Annotated in this window: 16 protein-coding genes; 11 read left to right on the top strand and 5 right to left on the bottom strand. The window is 45.4% G+C overall.

The window, feature by feature from the left end; all coding sequences use genetic code 11:
• Positions 1-83: 83 nt before the first annotated feature.
• Together ACE1CD_RS36935 and leuB are read right to left on the bottom strand one after the other, a co-directional pair.
• Entirely contained in the window at positions 84-395 is a 312-nt protein-coding gene (locus ACE1CD_RS36935) for a hypothetical protein (protein WP_374796999.1), read from the bottom strand.
• A gap of 31 nt (positions 396-426) precedes the next feature.
• Positions 427-1,524: a 3-isopropylmalate dehydrogenase gene (gene leuB, locus ACE1CD_RS36930; protein ID WP_374827915.1), complete on the bottom strand. Its 1,098-nt coding sequence runs from the start codon at positions 1,522-1,524 to the stop codon at positions 427-429.
• On the opposite strand from leuB, the gene ACE1CD_RS36925 reads away from it, so the two are divergent.
• The 3 genes from ACE1CD_RS36925 (at position 1,518) to ACE1CD_RS36915 (ending at position 7,735) form a co-directional block, all read left to right on the top strand.
• Entirely contained in the window at positions 1,518-1,685 is a 168-nt protein-coding gene (locus tag ACE1CD_RS36925) for a hypothetical protein (protein WP_374827914.1), read from the top strand. The two genes, leuB and ACE1CD_RS36925, sit on opposite strands and share 7 nt — an antisense overlap.
• A gap of 452 nt (positions 1,686-2,137) precedes the next feature.
• The gene (locus ACE1CD_RS36920) at positions 2,138-2,368 is read left to right on the top strand and encodes a hypothetical protein (protein ID WP_374827913.1); all 231 of its coding nucleotides are present in this window, start codon (positions 2,138-2,140) and stop codon (positions 2,366-2,368) included.
• Between the two features lie 294 nt (positions 2,369-2,662).
• Positions 2,663-7,735, top strand: a complete 5,073-nt coding sequence (locus tag ACE1CD_RS36915; RefSeq protein WP_374827912.1) for a hypothetical protein — start codon at positions 2,663-2,665, stop codon at positions 7,733-7,735.
• A gap of 338 nt (positions 7,736-8,073) precedes the next feature.
• Here the strand turns inward: ACE1CD_RS36915 and ACE1CD_RS36910 are convergent, their stop codons facing one another.
• Together ACE1CD_RS36910 and ACE1CD_RS36905 are read right to left on the bottom strand one after the other, a co-directional pair.
• Complete coding sequence (locus ACE1CD_RS36910; protein WP_374796989.1) at positions 8,074-8,481, bottom strand: GFA family protein; 408 nt, start codon at positions 8,479-8,481, stop codon at positions 8,074-8,076.
• A 317-nt stretch (positions 8,482-8,798) separates the two neighbouring features.
• Positions 8,799-9,008: a hypothetical protein gene (locus ACE1CD_RS36905; RefSeq protein WP_374796987.1), complete on the bottom strand. Its 210-nt coding sequence runs from the start codon at positions 9,006-9,008 to the stop codon at positions 8,799-8,801.
• A gap of 229 nt (positions 9,009-9,237) precedes the next feature.
• On the opposite strand from ACE1CD_RS36905, the gene ACE1CD_RS36900 reads away from it, so the two are divergent.
• The 3 genes from ACE1CD_RS36900 (at position 9,238) to ACE1CD_RS36890 (ending at position 11,561) form a co-directional block, all read left to right on the top strand.
• On the top strand, positions 9,238-9,591 hold the full coding sequence (locus ACE1CD_RS36900) for a DUF952 domain-containing protein (RefSeq protein WP_374796985.1): 354 nt from the start codon (positions 9,238-9,240) through the stop codon (positions 9,589-9,591).
• Positions 9,592-9,677: 86 nt separating this feature from the next.
• The gene (locus ACE1CD_RS36895) at positions 9,678-10,853 is read left to right on the top strand and encodes an NAD(P)/FAD-dependent oxidoreductase (RefSeq protein WP_374796983.1); all 1,176 of its coding nucleotides are present in this window, start codon (positions 9,678-9,680) and stop codon (positions 10,851-10,853) included.
• 369 nt (positions 10,854-11,222) lie between these two features.
• Complete coding sequence (locus ACE1CD_RS36890) at positions 11,223-11,561, top strand: S-layer protein (protein ID WP_374827911.1); 339 nt, start codon at positions 11,223-11,225, stop codon at positions 11,559-11,561.
• A 102-nt stretch (positions 11,562-11,663) separates the two neighbouring features.
• On the opposite strand, the gene ACE1CD_RS36885 is transcribed toward ACE1CD_RS36890, so the two are convergent.
• The gene (locus ACE1CD_RS36885; protein ID WP_374827910.1) at positions 11,664-13,541 is read right to left on the bottom strand and encodes an iron uptake porin; all 1,878 of its coding nucleotides are present in this window, start codon (positions 13,539-13,541) and stop codon (positions 11,664-11,666) included.
• 254 nt (positions 13,542-13,795) lie between these two features.
• On the opposite strand from ACE1CD_RS36885, the gene ACE1CD_RS36880 reads away from it, so the two are divergent.
• The 5 genes from ACE1CD_RS36880 to ACE1CD_RS36860 all read left to right on the top strand — a co-directional run bounded on the left by ACE1CD_RS36880 (position 13,796) and on the right by ACE1CD_RS36860 (position 19,366).
• Positions 13,796-15,445 (top strand): protein kinase, encoded by a 1,650-nt coding sequence (locus tag ACE1CD_RS36880; RefSeq protein WP_374796977.1) that lies wholly within the window; start codon positions 13,796-13,798, stop codon positions 15,443-15,445.
• A 99-nt stretch (positions 15,446-15,544) separates the two neighbouring features.
• Positions 15,545-15,901 (top strand): DUF6825 family protein, encoded by a 357-nt coding sequence (locus ACE1CD_RS36875; RefSeq protein WP_374796975.1) that lies wholly within the window; start codon positions 15,545-15,547, stop codon positions 15,899-15,901.
• Positions 15,902-16,285: 384 nt separating this feature from the next.
• Positions 16,286-18,094 carry an ABC1 kinase family protein gene (locus ACE1CD_RS36870; protein ID WP_374796973.1) on the top strand — a complete coding sequence of 603 codons (1,809 nt, stop codon included), beginning with the start codon at positions 16,286-16,288 and terminating at the stop codon, positions 18,092-18,094.
• 31 nt (positions 18,095-18,125) lie between these two features.
• Positions 18,126-18,860 carry a PP2C family protein-serine/threonine phosphatase gene (locus tag ACE1CD_RS36865; protein WP_374796971.1) on the top strand — a complete coding sequence of 245 codons (735 nt, stop codon included), beginning with the start codon at positions 18,126-18,128 and terminating at the stop codon, positions 18,858-18,860.
• Between the two features lie 308 nt (positions 18,861-19,168).
• On the top strand, positions 19,169-19,366 hold the full coding sequence (locus tag ACE1CD_RS36860) for an NblA/ycf18 family protein (protein WP_374796969.1): 198 nt from the start codon (positions 19,169-19,171) through the stop codon (positions 19,364-19,366).
• The last annotated feature ends 362 nt before the right edge of the window (positions 19,367-19,728 follow it).

Below are 19,728 nucleotides of genomic sequence, written 5' to 3'. Positions count from 1 at the left end.
CTTTCAGAAGTAGGGTTGGCAATGCCCGCCCTACTCCTTGTTTAGCAAATATTGGCTATTTGCTCCAGCCAGAAAAACTGCCCCTAATATAATTCCGATTCAATCTGACTAAACGGGACAAAAATTTCTTGCGGCAATAATATCGGCTGGCCAGAAAAAATCAACTTACCCCTGAGCGTTACTCGATTGAGCGCTACACCTGTGGGGCGCTGAACCAGCTTGGGATGTGTCTGATGGTAGGTTCGGTAAATTTGTCGAGCGGCTTGTAGTATGGCTGGGTCTGGTAACACTGGGAAATCTTTCCTGTCTCCCTTAGTTTCTATGCGTTGCTGAGAAGCCTCTACCGCTAACCTATCCCTATCTTCTAAGCTCGACTTTAATCGATTTGTCTGCATACAGCTATAAACGCCACTTTTGGCGAATAGATTAGGATTGGGGGTTTTCCAGCGCTTGGAGCAGAGCATCCCCCATCGCTCGGCAACCCACAAGCGTCATACCATTCGACATAATATCGCCGGTACGATAACCATTGTCTAGCACTTGCAGTACTGCCCGCTCAATTCGGTCAGCCGCCTCTGGCTTATCCAGTGCGTAGCGTAGCATCATTGCAACGCTGAGAACTTGAGCTATGGGGTTAGCTTTATCTTGACCGGCAATGTCGGGGGCAGATCCGTGGACGGGTTCAAATACACCCGGCCCATTTGCACCCAAACTGGCAGAAGGCAACATACCGATGCTACCCGTTAGCATAGCAGCCGCGTCTGAAAGAATGTCACCGAAAAGATTGCCGGTGACTATGGTGTCAAACTGTTTGGGAGCTCGCACTAGCTGCATGGCAGCATTATCTACATATAAATGAGTCAGTTCGATATCTTGATATTCCGATGCTAACTGAATGATGCGATCGCGCCACAACTGCGAAACTTCCAGCACGTTTGCCTTATCCACCGAGCAAAGTTTACCGCCTCGTTTGCGAGCGGTTTCAAACGCTACCCGTCCAATGCGATCGATTTCGCTTTCGGTGTACGCCATCGTATTCACTCCCCGCTTTTCGCCGGTTTCGGTGGCAAAAATTCCCTTCGGTTGACCGAAGTAAATGCCACCGGTGAGTTCTCGCACCACCATAATATCAACGCCTTCCACAACCTCGCGCTTTAATGTGGAGGCATCGATCAGCTGGGGTAAAATTTTCGCCGGTCGCAAGTTGGCAAATAACCCCAGTCCAGACCGCAGTCCCAACAACCCCCGTTCCGGTCGCTGATGAGATGGTAAGCTATCCCACTTCCAACCCCCAATTGCCGCCAGCAAGACGGCATCGCTTTGGCGGCAGGTTTCCAGCGTAGCGGCGGGTAGGGGTTCGCCTGTAGCATCAATGGCAGCGCCGCCGACCAGCGCTGTTTGGAACTCAAAATTTAGATTTAGTTGCTGACCCACCAGTTTCAGCACATCTACCGCGACTGCCATGATTTCGGGGCCAATCCCGTCTCCGGGTAAAAGGGTGATGCGGTATTGCTGCTGTGTCATCGATCGTTCTGTTTCAAAGTAAGTGCCTATTTATTTTTGCACTGCGGGTGCGATCGCGTGCCGGTGCTATTTTCCCAGTGTACTGCGTACCTAACCGAACGATTTGGCGGCTTTACTTCCGCGATTTTACCGATAGATATGCTGTCAAGCGCAATTTATGAGATAATAAATACGTAGAAATGTGGAAAGTCTGTACTCCAAAAATAAAGTTTTCGAGCGACCTCAAGCACTAGAAAGGGCGATCGAACATTACACCCAGAGAAACAGATGACCCATCTCTGACCACAGCCCGCTGAATCCCAATTTCTCAACAAAATCGGTGTTTGGGTGCAATTCAGGTGCAACTACAAGGGCTGAAAGTTCCTATATTCTGCTTTTTACGTCGCCGCTAACCGTACACAAAAATTATTGACAAACAATTGCGTAGTTCCTGACCCGCTACAACTGCTCGATCGAAGCAAAAATTGTTTCCGCAGTTGATACCCATTAAATTCGATTTGCCGCAAAATCATCCTGACCCCCGGCTATGACCCATGAAGCTAGTCATGAATCGGAAGTATCGGCAAAAAAAACCTAAATCTCCACAGGCTCCGCATGGGAAGGTGAGAGTTCAATGAACAAGAAGTTTTTCAGTGTAATGATAATGTTCCCTCTGCTAGTAACCGATACAGGTCAAAGTTTTACCCAAAGTATCGATCGGGTCTTTCCCCGTATTGAGATTCCCCTGTCGATCGCAAAAGCTGTCGTGTTACCATCCGATCTCAACCAACTCCAGCCGTTTATACTTACGGCTAGAGGTGGACAGTCGCCAAAATGCCGCCGGACAGGGCTGGGCTGCAAATAAAGTTAAGCGCTTAATTGGGATATTACGCAGATTTCTCTAACAGTAGCTCGTACAAGCAGTAAAAACCCAGACGCCCGCAGGTAAAGGTAATGGGAAAATACTTCGATCGCCCACAAACCTCACTCGTGTTTACCGGGTGAGTGCTTGTCTTGCGCGTAAATTATTATGACTGATGTCTGATACGTCTGCGACAAAAATATGCACCCTTATTTTACATCTTTATAGAAAAGGCGATCGAAAAGGGAGCTATTTTGCAATCGATCCAGTTTTAGCAAAAGCGCAAAATTTTCACTTGTGGGTAACTCGAAGCAACTACTAGAAGATGCCGCTGTACAGAACGATCGTTCGCTGAACACGCTAAAGCGAGCGATCGCACTTTCTCAGGGGCAATTTTCTCTGGTCTTAGCAAACTGTAACTATGGACGATTGCGATCGCATATAGTGCAACGTTTGCGAGAACTTTCCAGTTTCCACATTCGTGCAGTAGTGCTACCAGAATTAACTACAAGACTTTATCCTATTATTCAAGCAGAATTGGGAGACGATCGACCTGCTGCTTTAATGATATTTGGCTTGGAATCTGTTAGCGCGATTGCCAGCTTGCTAACTTCCACCAATCAAATGCGAGATGAGTTGCGTCAGAGTTTTCCATTTCCTTTGGTACTGTGGATAAACGATAAGCTACAGCAAAAGCTAGTCAGATTTGCGCCCGATTTGACAAGTTGGGCAGCTACCCCGATTAAATTTGTCATTGCCACAGATGAATTAATAGATTCATTGCGCCAAAATGCAGATTCTTTATTCGCTTCCATTTTAGAATCTGACGCAGTTAATTATCTGAACAATTCAGCGCTCGACTTAGAAATAGGTTCTTCCCGTCGCCTAGAATTAGATTTTGCTCAAACAGATTTACTTCATCGCGGCATAAAACTCGATCCCGAACTAGAAGCAAGCTTAGAATTTGTGTTCGGTCGCGATGCTTATGCCAACGATATAATTGATGTCGCCTTAGATTGTTATCAGCGTAGCTTGGCTTTTTGGCAGCAAGTAAATACAGATTTTGTCTTGAAAATACCAGATGGAAACAACCACATAACCAATCCCAAATCCCAAATCCAAAACCCAAAATTGAAAGAGGGATTGCTGCTATTTCACATCGGTCTTTGCTATCGCAGAAAAGCAGATTTAGAACCTGCAAAAAGCCGGCGTCATTGGGAGGAAGCACGCAAATATTTACAGCAATGCGTAAATGTTTTTGAAGACCTAGAACGGTCAGATTTAGTCGCTAAATTCATCGGCCATCTAGGTGAAGTATTACGACGTATGGAAGATTGGGACGATTTACAAAATCTGGCAAACAAGTCCTTACAACTGCATATAACTTACGGAAATACAGACTTTAGTAGTGAAATTTTACAACTAGCTCAAGATTATATATTCTTGGCAGAAGTAGCTCTCAAACGCCAAAATTGGGAAGGAGCTTTGCATTTAGCGATTTTGGCCAAAACTACTTTATATGATGTGGGAAAATACCCTCAATATGAAAATTTATCTCTTTTACTTTTAGGTATAGCTCAACAGCAACTCAGTCAAATAGAGTCGGCTATAAGTAATCTAGAAATGGCTCGTGCCGGCAGCAAAGCTCACTACGATCCTCGCCAATATATACGTATTTTAAAAACTTTGCGATCGCTTTATTTCCAACAAAGTCAATATCGAGAAGCATTTCAAATCAAACTGGAACAACGTTCGATCGAACAACAATATGGTTTCCGCGCTTTTATTGGTGCAGGTCAGTTAGAACCTCAAAGACAAGCTACTAACCCCGCATTAGTAAATATCGATCGTACTGGAGTAAATGCCGGATATCAAGGAACAGTTGCCCTAGAAATTGCCACTTCTGGACGCCAACAAGATGTTTATCGTCTCATAGAAAGAATTAGCCGTAATGACCAAAAACTAACTGTTATTTACGGTCAATCAGGTGTAGGTAAAAGTTCGATTGTCAATGCAGGATTAGTACCTGCATTAAAACAAACCAGCTTTGGCGCAAGAGATGCTTTGCCAGTAGTGCTGCAAGTTTATACAGATTGGAGTGAAACCTTGGGAAGAGGACTGGCACAAGCGCTCAAGGAAATTAAAAATATTCGCCTAAATTCCCCACTGTATACACCGCAATTAATCTTAGCACAACTCCAAAAAAATCAAGAACGAAACTTGTTAACTGTGCTAATTTTCGACCAATTTGAAGAATTCTTTTTCGTAGGCGCAACTTCATCTGAAATTAAACATTTTTTTGATTTCATCCGAGCGACGCTTAATCTTCCTTTCGTGAAAGTAATACTTTCCATAAGAGAAGATCATCTGCATCGTTTGTTAGGTTGTCAGCGTCTCACTAACTTGCCAATAATAAATAACGATATCCTCAGCAAAGATATCCTCCATTACATAGGTAACTTTCCACCCGCAGATGCCAAAGCGCTGATTCAAAGCTTAACGCAGCGTTCTCAGTTTTATTTGGAAGAAGCTCTTATTGATGAATTAGTTAGAGATTTAGCCGCAGATTTTGGAGAAGTACGACCCATTGAATTGCAGGTAGTGGGAGCGCAACTGCAAGCAGAGAATATCACAACACTTAGTAAATATCAAGAGCGTGGGCCGAAAAACCGACTTGTAGAGCAATTTTTACAAGAAGTGATTCATGATTGTGGCCCAGAAAACGAACAAGTAGCGCTACTTGTCTTGTACTTACTCACAGATGAAAACGACACAAGACCGATCAAAACTCGTGCTGAATTAGCATCTGACTTAGAAGCGCTAGAAGAGTCAAATAACTTAGACTTGGTGTTGTGGATTTTAGTGAAATCCGGGTTAGTTTTTCAGTTACCGGAATTTCCGGCACAGCGCTATCAACTAATTCACGATTATCTAGTTACTTTTATTCGCTATTTGCAACAACAGGAGTTAGGCTTGCTGGAACAAGTTGAAGAACAACGAGAAGAACTGATCCGCAGGCAAACAGAAATTGTACAACTTCGTCAAGAAAAAGAACTTTTGGCAGAAATAGCAGATGCACGCTATCAATTCCTGAACGACTATCTCCAAACTTTGACTCGTCATCCAGAAAAACAAGGCTTGTTAGCTGAGTTGACAGATTTGCGTCATCGGGAAGAACTGAGTCAGGTTGTAATTGAACAATTGCGGCAGGAAAAAGAACTGCTAGCTGCACTTGCAGATGCCAAAGAAAAACAAAAAAGAAGTGAAGCTTGGCGCAAGCGAATTCAGACAGTTAGCTTAGCAGCTGCTTGCGGGGCTGTATTTATATTGACCGGGTTGGTATTCTCGGTAAATTCGCAAAAAAAATTAGCACAAATCAGCCAAATCAAAGCTATAAGTGCTTCTTCAGAAGCGCTGGTTGCTTCTAATAGAGAGTTTGATGCGTTAATAGAAAGTCTGAGGGCAGTTAAACAACTGAAATCAATTTCTGCGACAGAAGCTGAGATCCAGATTCCAGTAGCAACGGCACTCGGACAGGCAATTTACGGAGTCAGAGAATACAACCGTTTGGAGGGACATACTAATAATGTTCTGGGCGTCGTTTTCAGTCCGGATGGAAAGATTATTGCCACCGCCAGCGATGACAAAACCGTAATATTATGGAGACGCGATGGCAGTTCGATCGCCACTCTCACAGGCCATAAAGCGGGAGTCGCCGCCGTCAGTTTCAGTCCCGATGGCCAAACTCTTGCGACCGCCAGCGCCGATAACACAGTCAAACTCTGGCACCGCGACGGCACTTTACTGCGTACCCTAGAAGGGCATACAAATGATGTGACTTGCGTAACTTGGTCGCCCGACGGTCAGACTGTTGCGACCGGCAGCGCCGACAACACCATTAAACTGTGGCGGGTTGACGGTAGATTAATCAAAACCCTCAAAGGTCATAGCGACTGGGTAATGGGCGTCAGTTTTAGTCCCGATGGCCAAACGATCGCTTCTGCCAGTGTAGACAAAACCATCAAACTCTGGCGACTGGATGGCAAATTAATCAATACCCTAACCGGACATCGCGATGCGGTTCAAAATGTAGCGTTTAGTCCGGACGGTCAGTTGATTGCAAGTGCTAGCGAGGACAAAACCGTCAAACTCTGGCGATGGGATGGAACTGCGATCGCTACTTTAACCGGACATAAGGATTTAGTGCTAGATGTAAGTTTCAGCCCTAAAGGTGATATAATTGCCTCCGCGAGCGCCGACAAAACCATCAAACTTTGGCAGCTCGACGGTACATTAGTCAAAACCCTGAGCGGACATGGGAATGGCGTAAGGGCGGTAGCGTGGTCGCCCGACGGTGGGACTCTTGCCTCCGCCAGCGATGACAACACCGTTAAACTGTGGAGAATTGAGAACAAACTCCTAAAGAAGTTAACAGGTCATCAAGATTGGGTCAATAGCGTTAGTTTCAGCCCTGATGGGCAGATTTTGGCCTCCGCCAGTTCGGATGCAACTGTCAAACTTTGGCGGCGTGACGGTAAGTTGCTGAAAACGTTGATGGGACACAGCAACTGGATTCTCGATGTTAGTTTTAGCCCAGATGGGGAGACTTTAGCTACTGCCAGTGAGGATACAACGATCAAACTTTGGCGGCGGGACGGCACTTTACTCAACACCCTCAAGGGACACGATAAGTCAGTCACCAGCGTGACTTTTAGCCCGGACGGTCAGACGATCGCTTCTTCAAGTGAAGATAAGACTGTGAAACTCTGGCGGCGCGATGGCACTTTACTTCAAACTTTCAACATCAATGCCAATGGGATATGGGGAGTTCGTTTCAGTCCCGACGGTCAGATAATTGCTTCAGCTACCAAAGATGGTACTGTCAAACTTTGGAGTCGGGACGGTAAAGAAATCGCTACTTTGAAGGGGCATAACGGGTCGGTGAATTGGGTGAATTTTAGCCCGGACGGTCAAATAATTGCCACTGCTAGCGATGATAAAACTGTTAAACTTTGGACTCGGAACGGTGCTTTCATCGATACTTTAAAAAGACATAGCGGTTCGGTGAACTGGGTGAGTTTCAGCCCGGATGGTAAGACGATCGCTTCTGCTAGCGATGACAATACCGTGATACTCTGGAGTTTTAACGGTAGGGAACCGAATATTTTGAAGGGTCACAAGGGAAAGGTTTTGAGCGTGAATTTCAGCCCGGATGGTAAGACGATCGCTTCTGCTAGTGAGGATAAACAGGTGATTTTATGGAATTTGGATATCGACAATCTCCAGGTGCGGGGTTGCAATTGGGTACGCGATTATCTGAAGACTAATATCAATGTTCGCGAAAGCGATCGCGACCTCTGCCAGAATTAAAAATTAGATCTTTCATCTTTATCGCCACCGATGAGGCGTCAGTTAGGAAGTTCTTAAATTTATCTACAAAATCCCTGATTCTAGAACGCCAGTCCACTAAAATAAATTGACAAAAAGAACGAAATATGTATTATGTAGGGGCGTTCGCGTAGCGTGCCGGAGGCATTAGCATTTGGGCGACAATTTATTACACAAAACCCAAGATTTTCTGTCCAAATGCAACGCCGGAGCCGAGGTTTCTATCAGCAACACGCCTTATTCCTTTTGTCAATCTCTTTTACTGGACTGACGCCCTAGCTTCTTCTTACCCTCGCCCCTAACTCCTAACCCCTAGCCCCTCATGATGGTTGCACTCGCGAGTGCAGTTGGTCTATACTTTGTTCCCAATTCGCTCCGTCAAAGGGAATAATGCGAAATTTTGACATCGCATCGCCATCCAGACAGCGCACGTTTACATCGTAGTCATTAGGATGCGATCGCGGTCTATAAAAAGCGTGAATTCCGCAAATACCGCAGAAAGTATGTTTCGCAATACCCGTATTAAATGTATAAGTCGTCAAAACATCTTCACCGCTTAGCAGCGTAAACTTTTCCGGCGGTACAATCAGATGTAAAAATCCCTTTTTTTTGCAGATCGAGCAATTGCATTCGTCCGCTTCGTGCTTCTCCACCACCACCTGAAAGCGGACAGCACCGCAGTGACAGCCACCCTCGTAGGTTACGGATTTTTCGATTTCTGTAGCCATTTGATTTAACTCCTTGTCGCTCTAAATTTTATCATAATTTTCGCTCGTTTCATACTGCTGTGGGGAATGCGTCAAGTACTGCCAAACAATTTGCGATATAATTCCAACATCTCCGCAATAGGAACTCTAGTTTGTCATATCGAACCGACTGATGAACAGGTTGTCCAAATTCCCTAATCAGTTTGGGTTGAGTGTAAATTTTGTTATTTTACCTTATCCAATAGTGGAGATAACCAGAAAATTGCTAAACAGAAAACCAAACCATTTAAAAAATTTGGCTCTGCATCTAGACATCCTATATTTATAAACAAACCTATTTAAATATCATTTTCATCAATTAAATCGAGCAAAGCATTCAAATTGTTTTCAAAATCAGCTTCTAACTGTTCTTTTATAGGTCTGAGTTCTTCAGCAAACGGTTGATTTTTAATTTGTCCATCAAAAGTTTCTATAATCGTCTTTATAGCTTGCAGCCTAGCGGCAAGCGTTTTAATCATTTGCCACTTCTCGCTAGAAAAATCGCTCATGTTTAAGAGGGGCTTACGGGATTGGTATATTAGTATTACTCGTTTCAGAAATATTACCTTGTCAAGGTTAAATTTAATTTATAATGATATTAAATTTGGTTTGTTCTAGAAATCCTTTTGGCTGGCTATCGTCTTAAATAGCTACAACAGTCAGAAATAAAGGTAATTTCTGCGCGACAGTCAACTTATTAGCAAAAATTTGCAATAACATAAGAGAGGATAAAATCGAATGAAGATAATTTTGCATATCACGAAGCGCGAACAATGGGAGCAAGCACAACTCGATGGCTTTTATAAAGGCGATACGTTGGAAACAGAAGGATTTATCCATTGCTCAACGGCGCACCAAGTTGTCAAAACTGCCAACAAATATTTTTACAATCAAAAAGGTTTGGTACTTCTTTGGATCGAATCTGAGAAAGTTCGAGCGGAAATTCGCTACGAAGGTGTGGGAGATGAACATTATCCTCATATTTACGGTATCTTAAATATTGATGCAGTTACCCAAGTACTAGATTTTGAACCGCTTGACAATGGCGAATTTGAATTACCAACGAACTTAGGTGATATAATGAAAGAATAATTTAACCAGGCAGAATGGAGAACCAACGAAATGAAAAGAGCTTAGTTGGTAATCGATGTCCAGAACGAGTACTTCACAGTCTGAAAATGAAAACATACGATTGGATTGTTATTGGCGGCGGGATTACGGGTGCGGCACTTAGTTACGAACTCGCAAAAAAAGGATTTTCTGTACTTTTATTAGAACAAAACGCCGCACCAAATAATGCGACTCGCTACAGTTATGGTGGTTTGGCATATTGGTCGGGGACAACAGAATTGACTCGTCAATTGTGCGCGGAAGGAAGCGATCGCAATCGCATTCTCTCCCAAGAATTAGACATCGATATACAATTTCGCGAATTAGATTTAATCCTAACTATTGATGCCGAAAATAACCCGGCAAAAGTGGCAGAAGCATACAGCCAATGCGTCATACCTCCCAAGTTAATTAGTGTAGCAGAAGCTTGTGCGATCGAACCTTTACTCAATCCAGACTCTCTTAGCGGTGCGTTAACAGTAAAACACGGTCACATCAACTCAGAATTAACCGCCCAAGCTTACTGTGAAGCGACCATTCGGAGAGGCGGCGAGATGCAAATTACTAAAGTATTGGGATTTATTCGAGAAGGCGATCGCATTTTGGGAGTAAAAACTAGCACGGAAACATACCACAGCCTCAACATCGTTGTTTGTGCGGGTGGGATTAGCCGACAATTGCTCAAAGATGCAGGCATCTCGGTACGCCTGTATTTTTCCCATGCCGAACTGATAGAAACCCCTCCCGTCGATTTGCAATTAAATACCTTAGTAATGCCTGCCCAACTGAAACGCTTTCAACTAGAAGCTCAAACAAGCGTGGCTGAGTTCGATAACTTATGGAACGAGGGTCACGAACCAATACCTTTGCCAAATGCTACCATTTTAGATGCCGGTGCGATTCAGTTTCAAGATAGCAGAATCATCATCGGGCAAATCAGTCGCGCTCTCACCGATCCGTATGCCACAATAGACCCAGAAGCCAGCGAAACTGCGATTCGAGCCGAAGTGGGAAAAGTCCTACCCGCATTGGGAAAATTGCCAGGAACGTGGCATCACTGTTTAGTAGCTTTCAGTCACAATCGCTTACCCGCAATCGGTAAATTACCAAGCATAGAAGGTCTTTACATATTTTCGGGATTCAGCAATCCGCTGGTATTCGTACCGCCTCTAGCCCAAAAATTTGCCGCTTGGGTAGCAGGAGATAACGATCCAATTATCGAACAAATTGCGATCGCACCCTAATCTATTGCCAAAATTGTGATTACTAGCATTGTCAACCTTAACTCGGCAACTTTCAAAAATAAAAAACGTCTTTGTGACAATCTCATATCATACCCAGGAACATCGCTAACCTAAAAAATCACTTTCTTATCTGCGTTAATCCGCGTTTATCTGCCTAAATCTGCGGTAAAAAATTAACCCATGATGCCCAAAGATAAATTTTCGGATCGGTCTTACACTACCAATGCAACCGGACACGATATCATCTGAAGAATGCGTCAGAAGCGCATAATTTTCCGGAGAATCATTACTTCGCTCGCTCTGACATACCATACTTAATAGAACCAGTAAAATTTTACCTTTGGTTACAGTTTTTTTCAGGCCAAGTTTATGCAATTAAAAATGTTCGCATTTGCTGCAATATTGGCTCCCCTTTGCTTAGCAAATATTGCACAAGCGCAAAACTCCCAATCTATCAGATCCGACAGACAGACAGCCCAAGCGCGGCCAACAGCAGAACAAGTTCTCAACGCTTGCGTGCAAAATCGCGCCGATACTTTGCCAATTCCTTTCACCGATGTATCGCCCAACGATTGGGCTTTTAAAGCAGTAATGAACTTGTATTACTGCGGTGCGATCGGCCCCAATACCCCTCCCGAAGTTATCGAAAAATTGAGAAATAATGCCCAAAAGCGATCTGTCTTACCCTCAACAGATATGACATTTTAAATTCACTCTTGTTTTTTCTAACTCTTTTCTCAGTTGGTAATGTTTAGATATTTTTAATAATCTAAACATTACTTAGTTCAACTGACAGCTAATAACTGCTCTTTAAAAGCTAAACTGAGTTCGCACATTGCCAACAAAAACAGTGGGATTATCATCAAAATTGTTAATGTTGTTGATGATATACAAAGCTGGAACAACGGCTATGTTCTCAGTTACTGGAAAGAAGTAACCCAACTCAATATCGTATTGAGTACCACCATTGCCACCACCAGATACAAGGAATTCACGACCATCCAAAATATCAAAAGGCACAACAAACGATATCGTCGCCATTGCGCCGCGCTTGCCTAAATCTGGAAAAGCAAGTCCCGCTTGAATATTTTGTGCGTTAATATCTCCATCCTCCCTTCCAGGCGTAATGGGGTCTAAATGGGCGCTGGTATAGTAATAGCGTCCAAAGATACCAAAGCGCCTAGTAATTAACCAATCAAAGTTAACCCCAAAAGTATCCGAAGTGGCATCGTGGAGGCGTCCGCCAAAACCATCATCCGCTACCCCAACAATAGGCTGAAAAGCAATTTGTCCGTCTTGATTTCTAGAAATATTACTACGCTGGTACAGCAAGCGTAAATTAGCAGTTTTAACGGGTTTAAATGTGACTTCGGCGGTAATTGTATCGGCACCGTTAAATAAACCCCTGTTCGGATCGGATGCTGGACGAACACCCGGCAAAAATTCAATACTCTCTGTCAGATAGCCAGCACGCAATTCAAATTGTTTGCTGATGTTCCACTCAATTATAGCTCCTGCGCCGCGCTTAGTGTAGGTTAAAAAAGTGCTGTTAATTGCGTTAAAAGTCGAACCCGTATTGAAAGGTAGGGTAAAAGCATTACCGTCAAAACGAGAATACCAATTTATTCTTGGGCCAATTGATAGGCGCAGATTGTTGCTGACTGGGAAGGTATAAACTAAATCGCGAATAATCACTTGATTCGGATTTGCCCCAGCAGTCTGGTCGAAAAAATTAACACCAGTTGTGTTGAATTGACCGGCAGAAGCAATCTGATTTACAGGTGAGTTTCCATTTCCTGCTGCTAGGTTGATTAGCAGATTATCTTTGCCAGTAAAAGAGGTGTTGAATGTGAGCCACACTACGTAACTTAAAGTGGTTTGGGGGTCGTCCACTTCTCTGACAAATGGTGTGTTGTCCTCTAGTCGCGTGGCAGCGAAAGTATTTAACCCTTCGGCTTTGACTTTATCGCCAGCAATACTAGCTGTGGTGATATTGAAGGTGGCAAGACCGCTTAGTTTGGTAGTGGTGGAGAATTGCTGGGCTTCCAGTCGGGTGGTGCGAGCTTCCAGCGCATCTACGCGACCCCGGAGGGTGGAGAGTTCAGCCCGAAATTCTTCTTGCAAACGCCGGATGCGTTCTAAGTCTTCAGCGCTAAGGTCAGGACGGATGGTACCGATCAGTTCTTGAATGCGATTCAAGCAAGAATTTAAACCGGCGGCAAATTCGTAACGAGTCATGGCACGGTTGCCCCGGTAGGTGCGATCGGGATATCCTTCAATACAGCCGTAACGCTCTACCAAAGATTGCAGCGCTTGGAATGCCCAGTCTGTCGGTTGAACGTCAGATAGCTGGGAAACGGATGTCACCTGCCCCATTGGATTTTTTTTATTTCGGTTGGCAGGCGCTGCTTGAGAATTGATTGGTTCTGGAGATAGTTGGGAAAGCGGCGCAATCTGTGCCATTGCCTCACCGTTTAAAGGGCGGGGAACTTCCTGGCGATCGATCGAATCTATGGAGTCAATAACTTTTAAGTCTTTATTGAGATCCAAGACTTGCTGGTGCGAGCTGCTGTTTGCTTGCACCAGGTTTGGTTCTACTTCTTGTGCGATCGCTTCACAAGATATTACACAACCAGCGACTAAAATTGCTGGACTAAACAACAAAGTCTGCCAAAACAGTTTTTGCATTTTTCCTCACACCTAAAAATCCAGTCAACTGACATTTCCAAAGTCCGTGCCTCACCACGATGGCAATCGGCCTTCTCAGCACCATTTATTACTCAGGCATTTGGCGCGGATGAGAAACATTAACTCACCAAATGCCCGATCTAAACTTGCTTTGGGGCAAACTTAACAAAGTCGTGCTATCAAAGAGTGTCATTTTTGCTACATAAAACCAAAATACCTTTCTCGATCGCGCAGGGCAGTTCTCAGTCAGCTGTATGGCAGTAGGATTATCATGGAAAACTGGCATTGTCTCGCGTCGAGTGACTTTACCCATGAACATAACGGCTGGCAAAGTGCTTCAAAATGGCAAGTACGTTCTCGATGCCCCCATTGGCCAGGGTGGATTTGGGATCACCTACAAAGCTACCCACAGCTATCTGGGTCAAACTGTCGTGATCAAAACTCTCCATGAAAATCTGCGCCAACATGAGAATTTTGAAAGATTTCAAGAGCAGTTCGTCGCCGAAGCTCAGCGACTAGCCAAGTGCCAGCACCCGAATATTGTCAGGGTGCTGGATTTTTTTGAAGAGGCTGGGCAGTCTTTTATCATCATGGATTATATTCCTGGCCCCACGCTGGCAGATTTACTCAAACAAGGCCAACCTTTACCGGAAGCTCAAGCTATTAATTATATTTGTCAAATTGGATCGGCTCTTAGTGTTGTCCACCAAAATGGGTTGCTCCACCGGGATGTTAAACCGCAAAATATTATTCGGCGCGAAGGTACAGAGACGGTAATTCTGATCGATTTTGGTATTGCTCGCGAATTTACACCAGGGGTGACTCAAACTCACACAGGTATTTTATCAGCCGGGTATGCGCCGATCGAACAATATCTGCCCAGAGGCAGGCGCAGTCCAGCTACCGATATTTACGCTCTAGCAGCGACACTTTATACCTTGCTGGTAGGTCAACCGCCAGTACCGGCAGCATTGCGCGATCGCGTTCCTCTCCCCAAACCAAGACAACTGCAAACCAACCTCAGCCAACAGGTTGAGCAGGCGATTATGCACGGTTTGGAGATGGAAGCCGAACGCCGTCCGCAGACCGTAGAAGCGTGGTTAAATCTTTTACCTAAAAGCAGATTTCAAGACAACCCATCCACAGTTTCCTTGCCAGTAGTTACAGAACCGCCAACAGGTGAAGAAGAGGAACAGCAAAACGGACAGATTCCCCATCCAAAGCGATTCGATCTGAAGGGATTGCGAGTGTTTGCAATTACAGCCGCAATAGGAGCGATCGTCGGTATCGGTTTTGGCTTAACCTTGCGCTTCGGTAATTCTGGCAAACCGATTTTGCAGGAAGAACAATCTTTTCCTCCCACCAACAACTGGCCCACAGCTGCACCGACTGCGCCACCCGCATCAACTCCCGAACCGAACTCCCAGCAAAAATCGCCATCTAATTCTCAATCTAATTCTGGATCTAATTTTCGATCTCATACTCGATCGTCTATCCCAACCGTTGAGCAAAAAGCCACACCAGCGCCACGACGTTACAAACCAAAATTGAGAGTGCGATCGCCGCAGGCTGTCAATTCTAAAGCCTCTCCTCAACCAACACCAACTCCCGAATCGACTGCTGCGCCAGCACCATCACCAGCAGCCGTTTTGCCAGCACCCCAAGCGCCAGCACAGCCTGCTGTCGCTACACCCAATCCTACTCCTGTCGAGAATCCCACAGGAGTTTCCAGACTAGAAGTAGCGCCCTCACCTGCGGCTACCCCAGCGGCAACTGTAGCTAACCCAGAACCTGCACCGGCAAAGGAGCCATCCGATCCACCACCCGCAGTTGTTCAGCCATTACCGCCGATACCTGCGTCCGAGGGAGCAGCGCCATCTACAGAATCAACCCAACAGCCTTAGTTGTTGCTTAGGACTCAGGCAGGACATCTCATAGCAAGCTATAATTTGGGCGGATAGAAAGCATCAAACTATGTCGAGTGTCTCCAGCTAGGAAAAAAGATGAGCAATAATCAGGTTCATGCCTTTTTTGTCGGCAGAGCTATTGCCGAAGCGCTCTACGAACAGCTAGAACAAGCCCTTACCAACGCTGTGAGCGAATTTGGCAAATTTGATGCCGAGCAACGGGAGCGTCTGCGAGAATTCACACTCCAAGCGATCGAACGAGCTAATCGATCCCAAGAAAGCACAATGCAGGGGCGCACGACTGCCCCAACAGGGCAGGGCACACGCTACGCCGACGAGACACTGGGTCTGGGTTCCCCATCAGGAGACCTGCAAGCTACCATTGACGAACTGAGGGCAGAAATTGCTCAAATGCGGTCAGAATTGCAACGCTATCGCAGTCGTTCTGTTTGAGATTTCGATCGAACTTCCCAAAAATCTTTTGCCACCCTCCCACGGCGATCGACCGTGGGATTCTTGTTGGCAAATCTGGCCCTGGGTAAATACCCTTATCGCGCAACGCCTGTATAGTAGAAGAGATTGAGGCTAATACCCTCTGCAATCGCTCCTGCCTCCCATAGGACGTTATGGACAGGGATTTAAATGCCTCGATAATTTTGGATCGTGCCCCTGAAGAAAAAGTAAGGTCGGCTCGACCTGAACTTAACGCCTGCGGACAACAAGATGCCGACATCCTTGGTTGAAGCAGGAAGAAAACACTAAGTCGAATTAACAAGTTTAGTTAGATTTAGGTAAGTTTTTCAAAGCAGTGAATGTCTCTAAATTTGGAAACCCGAAGTGTCTGCCCTGTCTGATGATCCGGTCATGCCGAAGCGATATAAAAGTCGTCCGTCCCCTGAAAAGGGCGATCGCGCCGAAGGTGTTGCCTTCCCAAAGCAAATAGCCTGGTCGCAGGCTACAGGAAAACCTTATAGTGACAAAGCCTACCGTTGGAATCGAGAAAATTACTCTCGTCATCGCCGTTTTCTTGACATTTGGGCTTTCGTGTTAACCCTACTGTTCGAGCTGTGGCTCGACAGTAAACCTTGGAGCTATCCAGGTGGGATGACCGATGCCAAAAAAGCTGTAAGGCGCAGAAAGCAAGCCATCTGGATTCGCGAAACTTTTCTGGATTTGGGGCCAACGTTTATCAAAGTCGGCCAGTTGTTCTCGACTCGTGCGGATTTGTTCCCCGCCGAGTACGTAGAGGAACTAACTAAACTCCAAGATAAGGTGCCCGCTTTTATGTACGAGCAAGCTGAGGCGATTATCGAACAAGACTTGGGGAAAAAAGTACCGGAACTTTACCGCAGTTTTGAGCATATTCCCCTGGCAGCAGCTAGCTTGGGACAGGTACACAAAGCCCAGCTGCATTCGGGTGAAGAAGTGGTAGTGAAGGTGCAGCGACCGGGTTTGGTAAAGCTGTTTACGATCGATCTGGAAATTCTCAGGGGAATTACCCGCTACTTTCAAAACCATCCTGATTGGGGTCGCGGTCGAGATTGGTTGGGAATTTACGAAGAGTGCTGCCGCATTCTTTGGGAAGAAATCGATTATTTGAATGAAGGGCGCAATGCCGATACTTTCCGGCGCAATTTTCGAGGTCAAGATTGGGTAAAGGTGCCTCGCGTCTACTGGCGCTACACCTCACCGCGAGTTTTGACTTTGGAATACTTGCCAGGAATCAAAATCAGTCATTACGAAGCTCTGGAAACGGCTGGTTTAGATCGCAAAGCTTTAGCCCAAATGGGTGCTAGAGCTTACCTGCAACAACTCCTCAATGATGGCTTTTTTCACGCCGATCCTCACCCAGGCAATATTGCAGCTAGCCCAGACGGTGCGCTGATTTTCTACGATTTCGGTATGATGGGTAAGATTAAGTCCAACATCCGCGAGCAGCTGATGGAGACGCTGTTCGGCATTGCCCAAAAAGATGCCGATCGTGTAGTTAGCTCTCTGGTAGAGTTGGGGGCCCTCTCACCTGTGGACGATATGGGGCCAGTGCGGCGATCGATCCAGTATATGCTGGATAATTTCATGGATAAGCCGTTTGAAAATCAGTCGGTGGCGGCGATTACGGACGATCTTTATGAAATTGCTTACGACCAGCCGTTTCGCTTCCCGGCTACCTTCACGTTTGTGATGCGAGCTTTTTCCACCTTGGAAGGTGTGGGGAAAGGTTTAGACCCGGAATTCAATTTTATGGAAGTTGCCAAACCTTTTGCAATGCAGCTTATGACCGAAGGAAATGGTTTCGATCCCGCTAACAGCCTACTGGGAGAACTAGGTCGTCAAGCGGCTCAGGTTAGTAGCACCGCTTTGGGCTTACCCCGCCGCATAGAGGAGACTCTAGAAAAATTGGAGCGGGGCGATCTGCGCGTGCGCGTTCGTTCGACTGAGACAGACCGGATTCTCCGCCGGGTCAGCAGCTCTCAGATGGGCACGACTTATGCTTTAATAATTAGCGCTTTTACTCTGTCAGCTACGATCTTATTTGTTAATAATAAAGTAGTGCTGGCTGCGATCGCTGCTATAATTGCGGCTACAGTAGCTGTGGCTTTGTTCCGCCTACTTAGACGGATGGACAAATACGAGCGTATGTTCTGATACTTGCCTCTCTAATGATAGTAACTAAGTTATGAAAAGTCGCTTCACGGGTCTTTCTGACCCCGGACGTGTTCGTCTGGTGAACCAGGATGCTTTCTATGTTGACCCCGATGGGCGATTTTTTATCGTTGCAGATGGGATGGGCGGACACGCTGGGGGTGAAGAAGCAAGTTGGATTGCGACCCAGGCGATTAAGTCCTACTTAAACGAACATTGGGATTCGGAGGAAAAGTCGCCAGCACTGCTGGAGGCAGCTTTCTGGAAGGCAAATCAGGCAATCGTCCAAGATCAGCAAAAACATCCGGAACGCTCGGATATGGGCACAACAGCAGTGGTGGTGCTGTTTAGACGACAAGAAGCTTGGGCGGCTCATGTGGGTGATTCTCGTCTCTATCGGCTGCGGGACGCAAAGCTGGAGAAAATCACTGAAGATCATACTTGGGTGGCTCGAGCGCTCAAAGCTGGCGTCCTCAGTCCAGCGCAAGCGAGAGTTCATCCTTGGCGACATATGTTATCCCAGTGTGTGGGTCGCGAGGATTTAGCACAGGTAGAAATACAATCCCTAGATGTGGAAGTGGGCGATCGGCTTTTGCTGTGCAGCGATGGATTGACTGAAGAACTTACTGATGTAGCGATCTCTTCCTACCTCCAGTCCCCTCTCTGGGAACAAGCAGCTTGCGACCTCGTAGACGCAGCTAAAGAACAAGGTGGTCGAGACAACATCACTGTAGTGATTGTGGCAATGGAAGCCTCTACTAATAAGTAGAACTAATAGATATTCCTAAAAGAATAAATACAAAAGCTTAGGTATTTTTACTTAAGCTTTTTGTTCATGCTGAGCAATTTTTCATTTGAGAACTTGCTAAAAATACCATTAGGCGATATGGAACTTCCGGAGCGACATATCTATCTTATGGATCTAGAACTACCAACTTGGGAGGTATGTGCAATTTGTCAAATAATTGTTATCTTTTGTAATATAGACTTAATAACCGCAACGGTTATGTCCCAACCTCCCTGGTAGAGGTATTTGCAAACCATAAGTCCGCACTATATCTTTTGTAGGAGTTACTTATGAATTCACCCATCGAACTGTCTCTCGAACAACAATTCAGCATCTTTTCCTTTAAGACCCAAGTTGAAAAAATGAACTTGGAGCAAGCACAAGACTTTTTAGTCAAGCTCTACGAACAAATGATGGTGCGCGAAGCGACCTATCAGAATCTTTTGAAGCACCAATGGGGCTTGGAATCAAACCCTCACTTTGAGTAGAGCTTGCTGATGTCGCAGTGGGCGACCTCCTTCTCTTGCTTTGTTCCGAGGGGGAAAGAAGCTGGGGATGCTGGGGCGTCAACTCTATTGGTTTATGACCTTTGTTCGTGGACTGGTGTGGGTTTAAACACAGCAGTTAACCAGCTCCAAATTTTGAGATGACGTGGATGTTGTTTCGTTTCTTATAGTCAATCGAGAGAAACATCGACAGTTATCAATGCTGGAATTGTTAATAAAGATGAAAAATATTTATTTGTTGCTAGAGTATCGGTAAAATATTCCCAACAAATGGGGTTTATTTTGGTTGCTAGGACGTTATTAATTCTGCTAAGCGTTGATTCGAGGCTATTCTTTGCCTAGAG

It is taken from the genome of Aerosakkonema sp. BLCC-F183, assembly GCF_041929145.1.
Lineage (GTDB): Bacteria > Cyanobacteriota > Cyanobacteriia > Cyanobacteriales > Aerosakkonemataceae > Aerosakkonema.
Note: the sequence above shows the minus strand (reverse complement) of the source record. Positions and strands in the feature narration are given on the sequence as shown.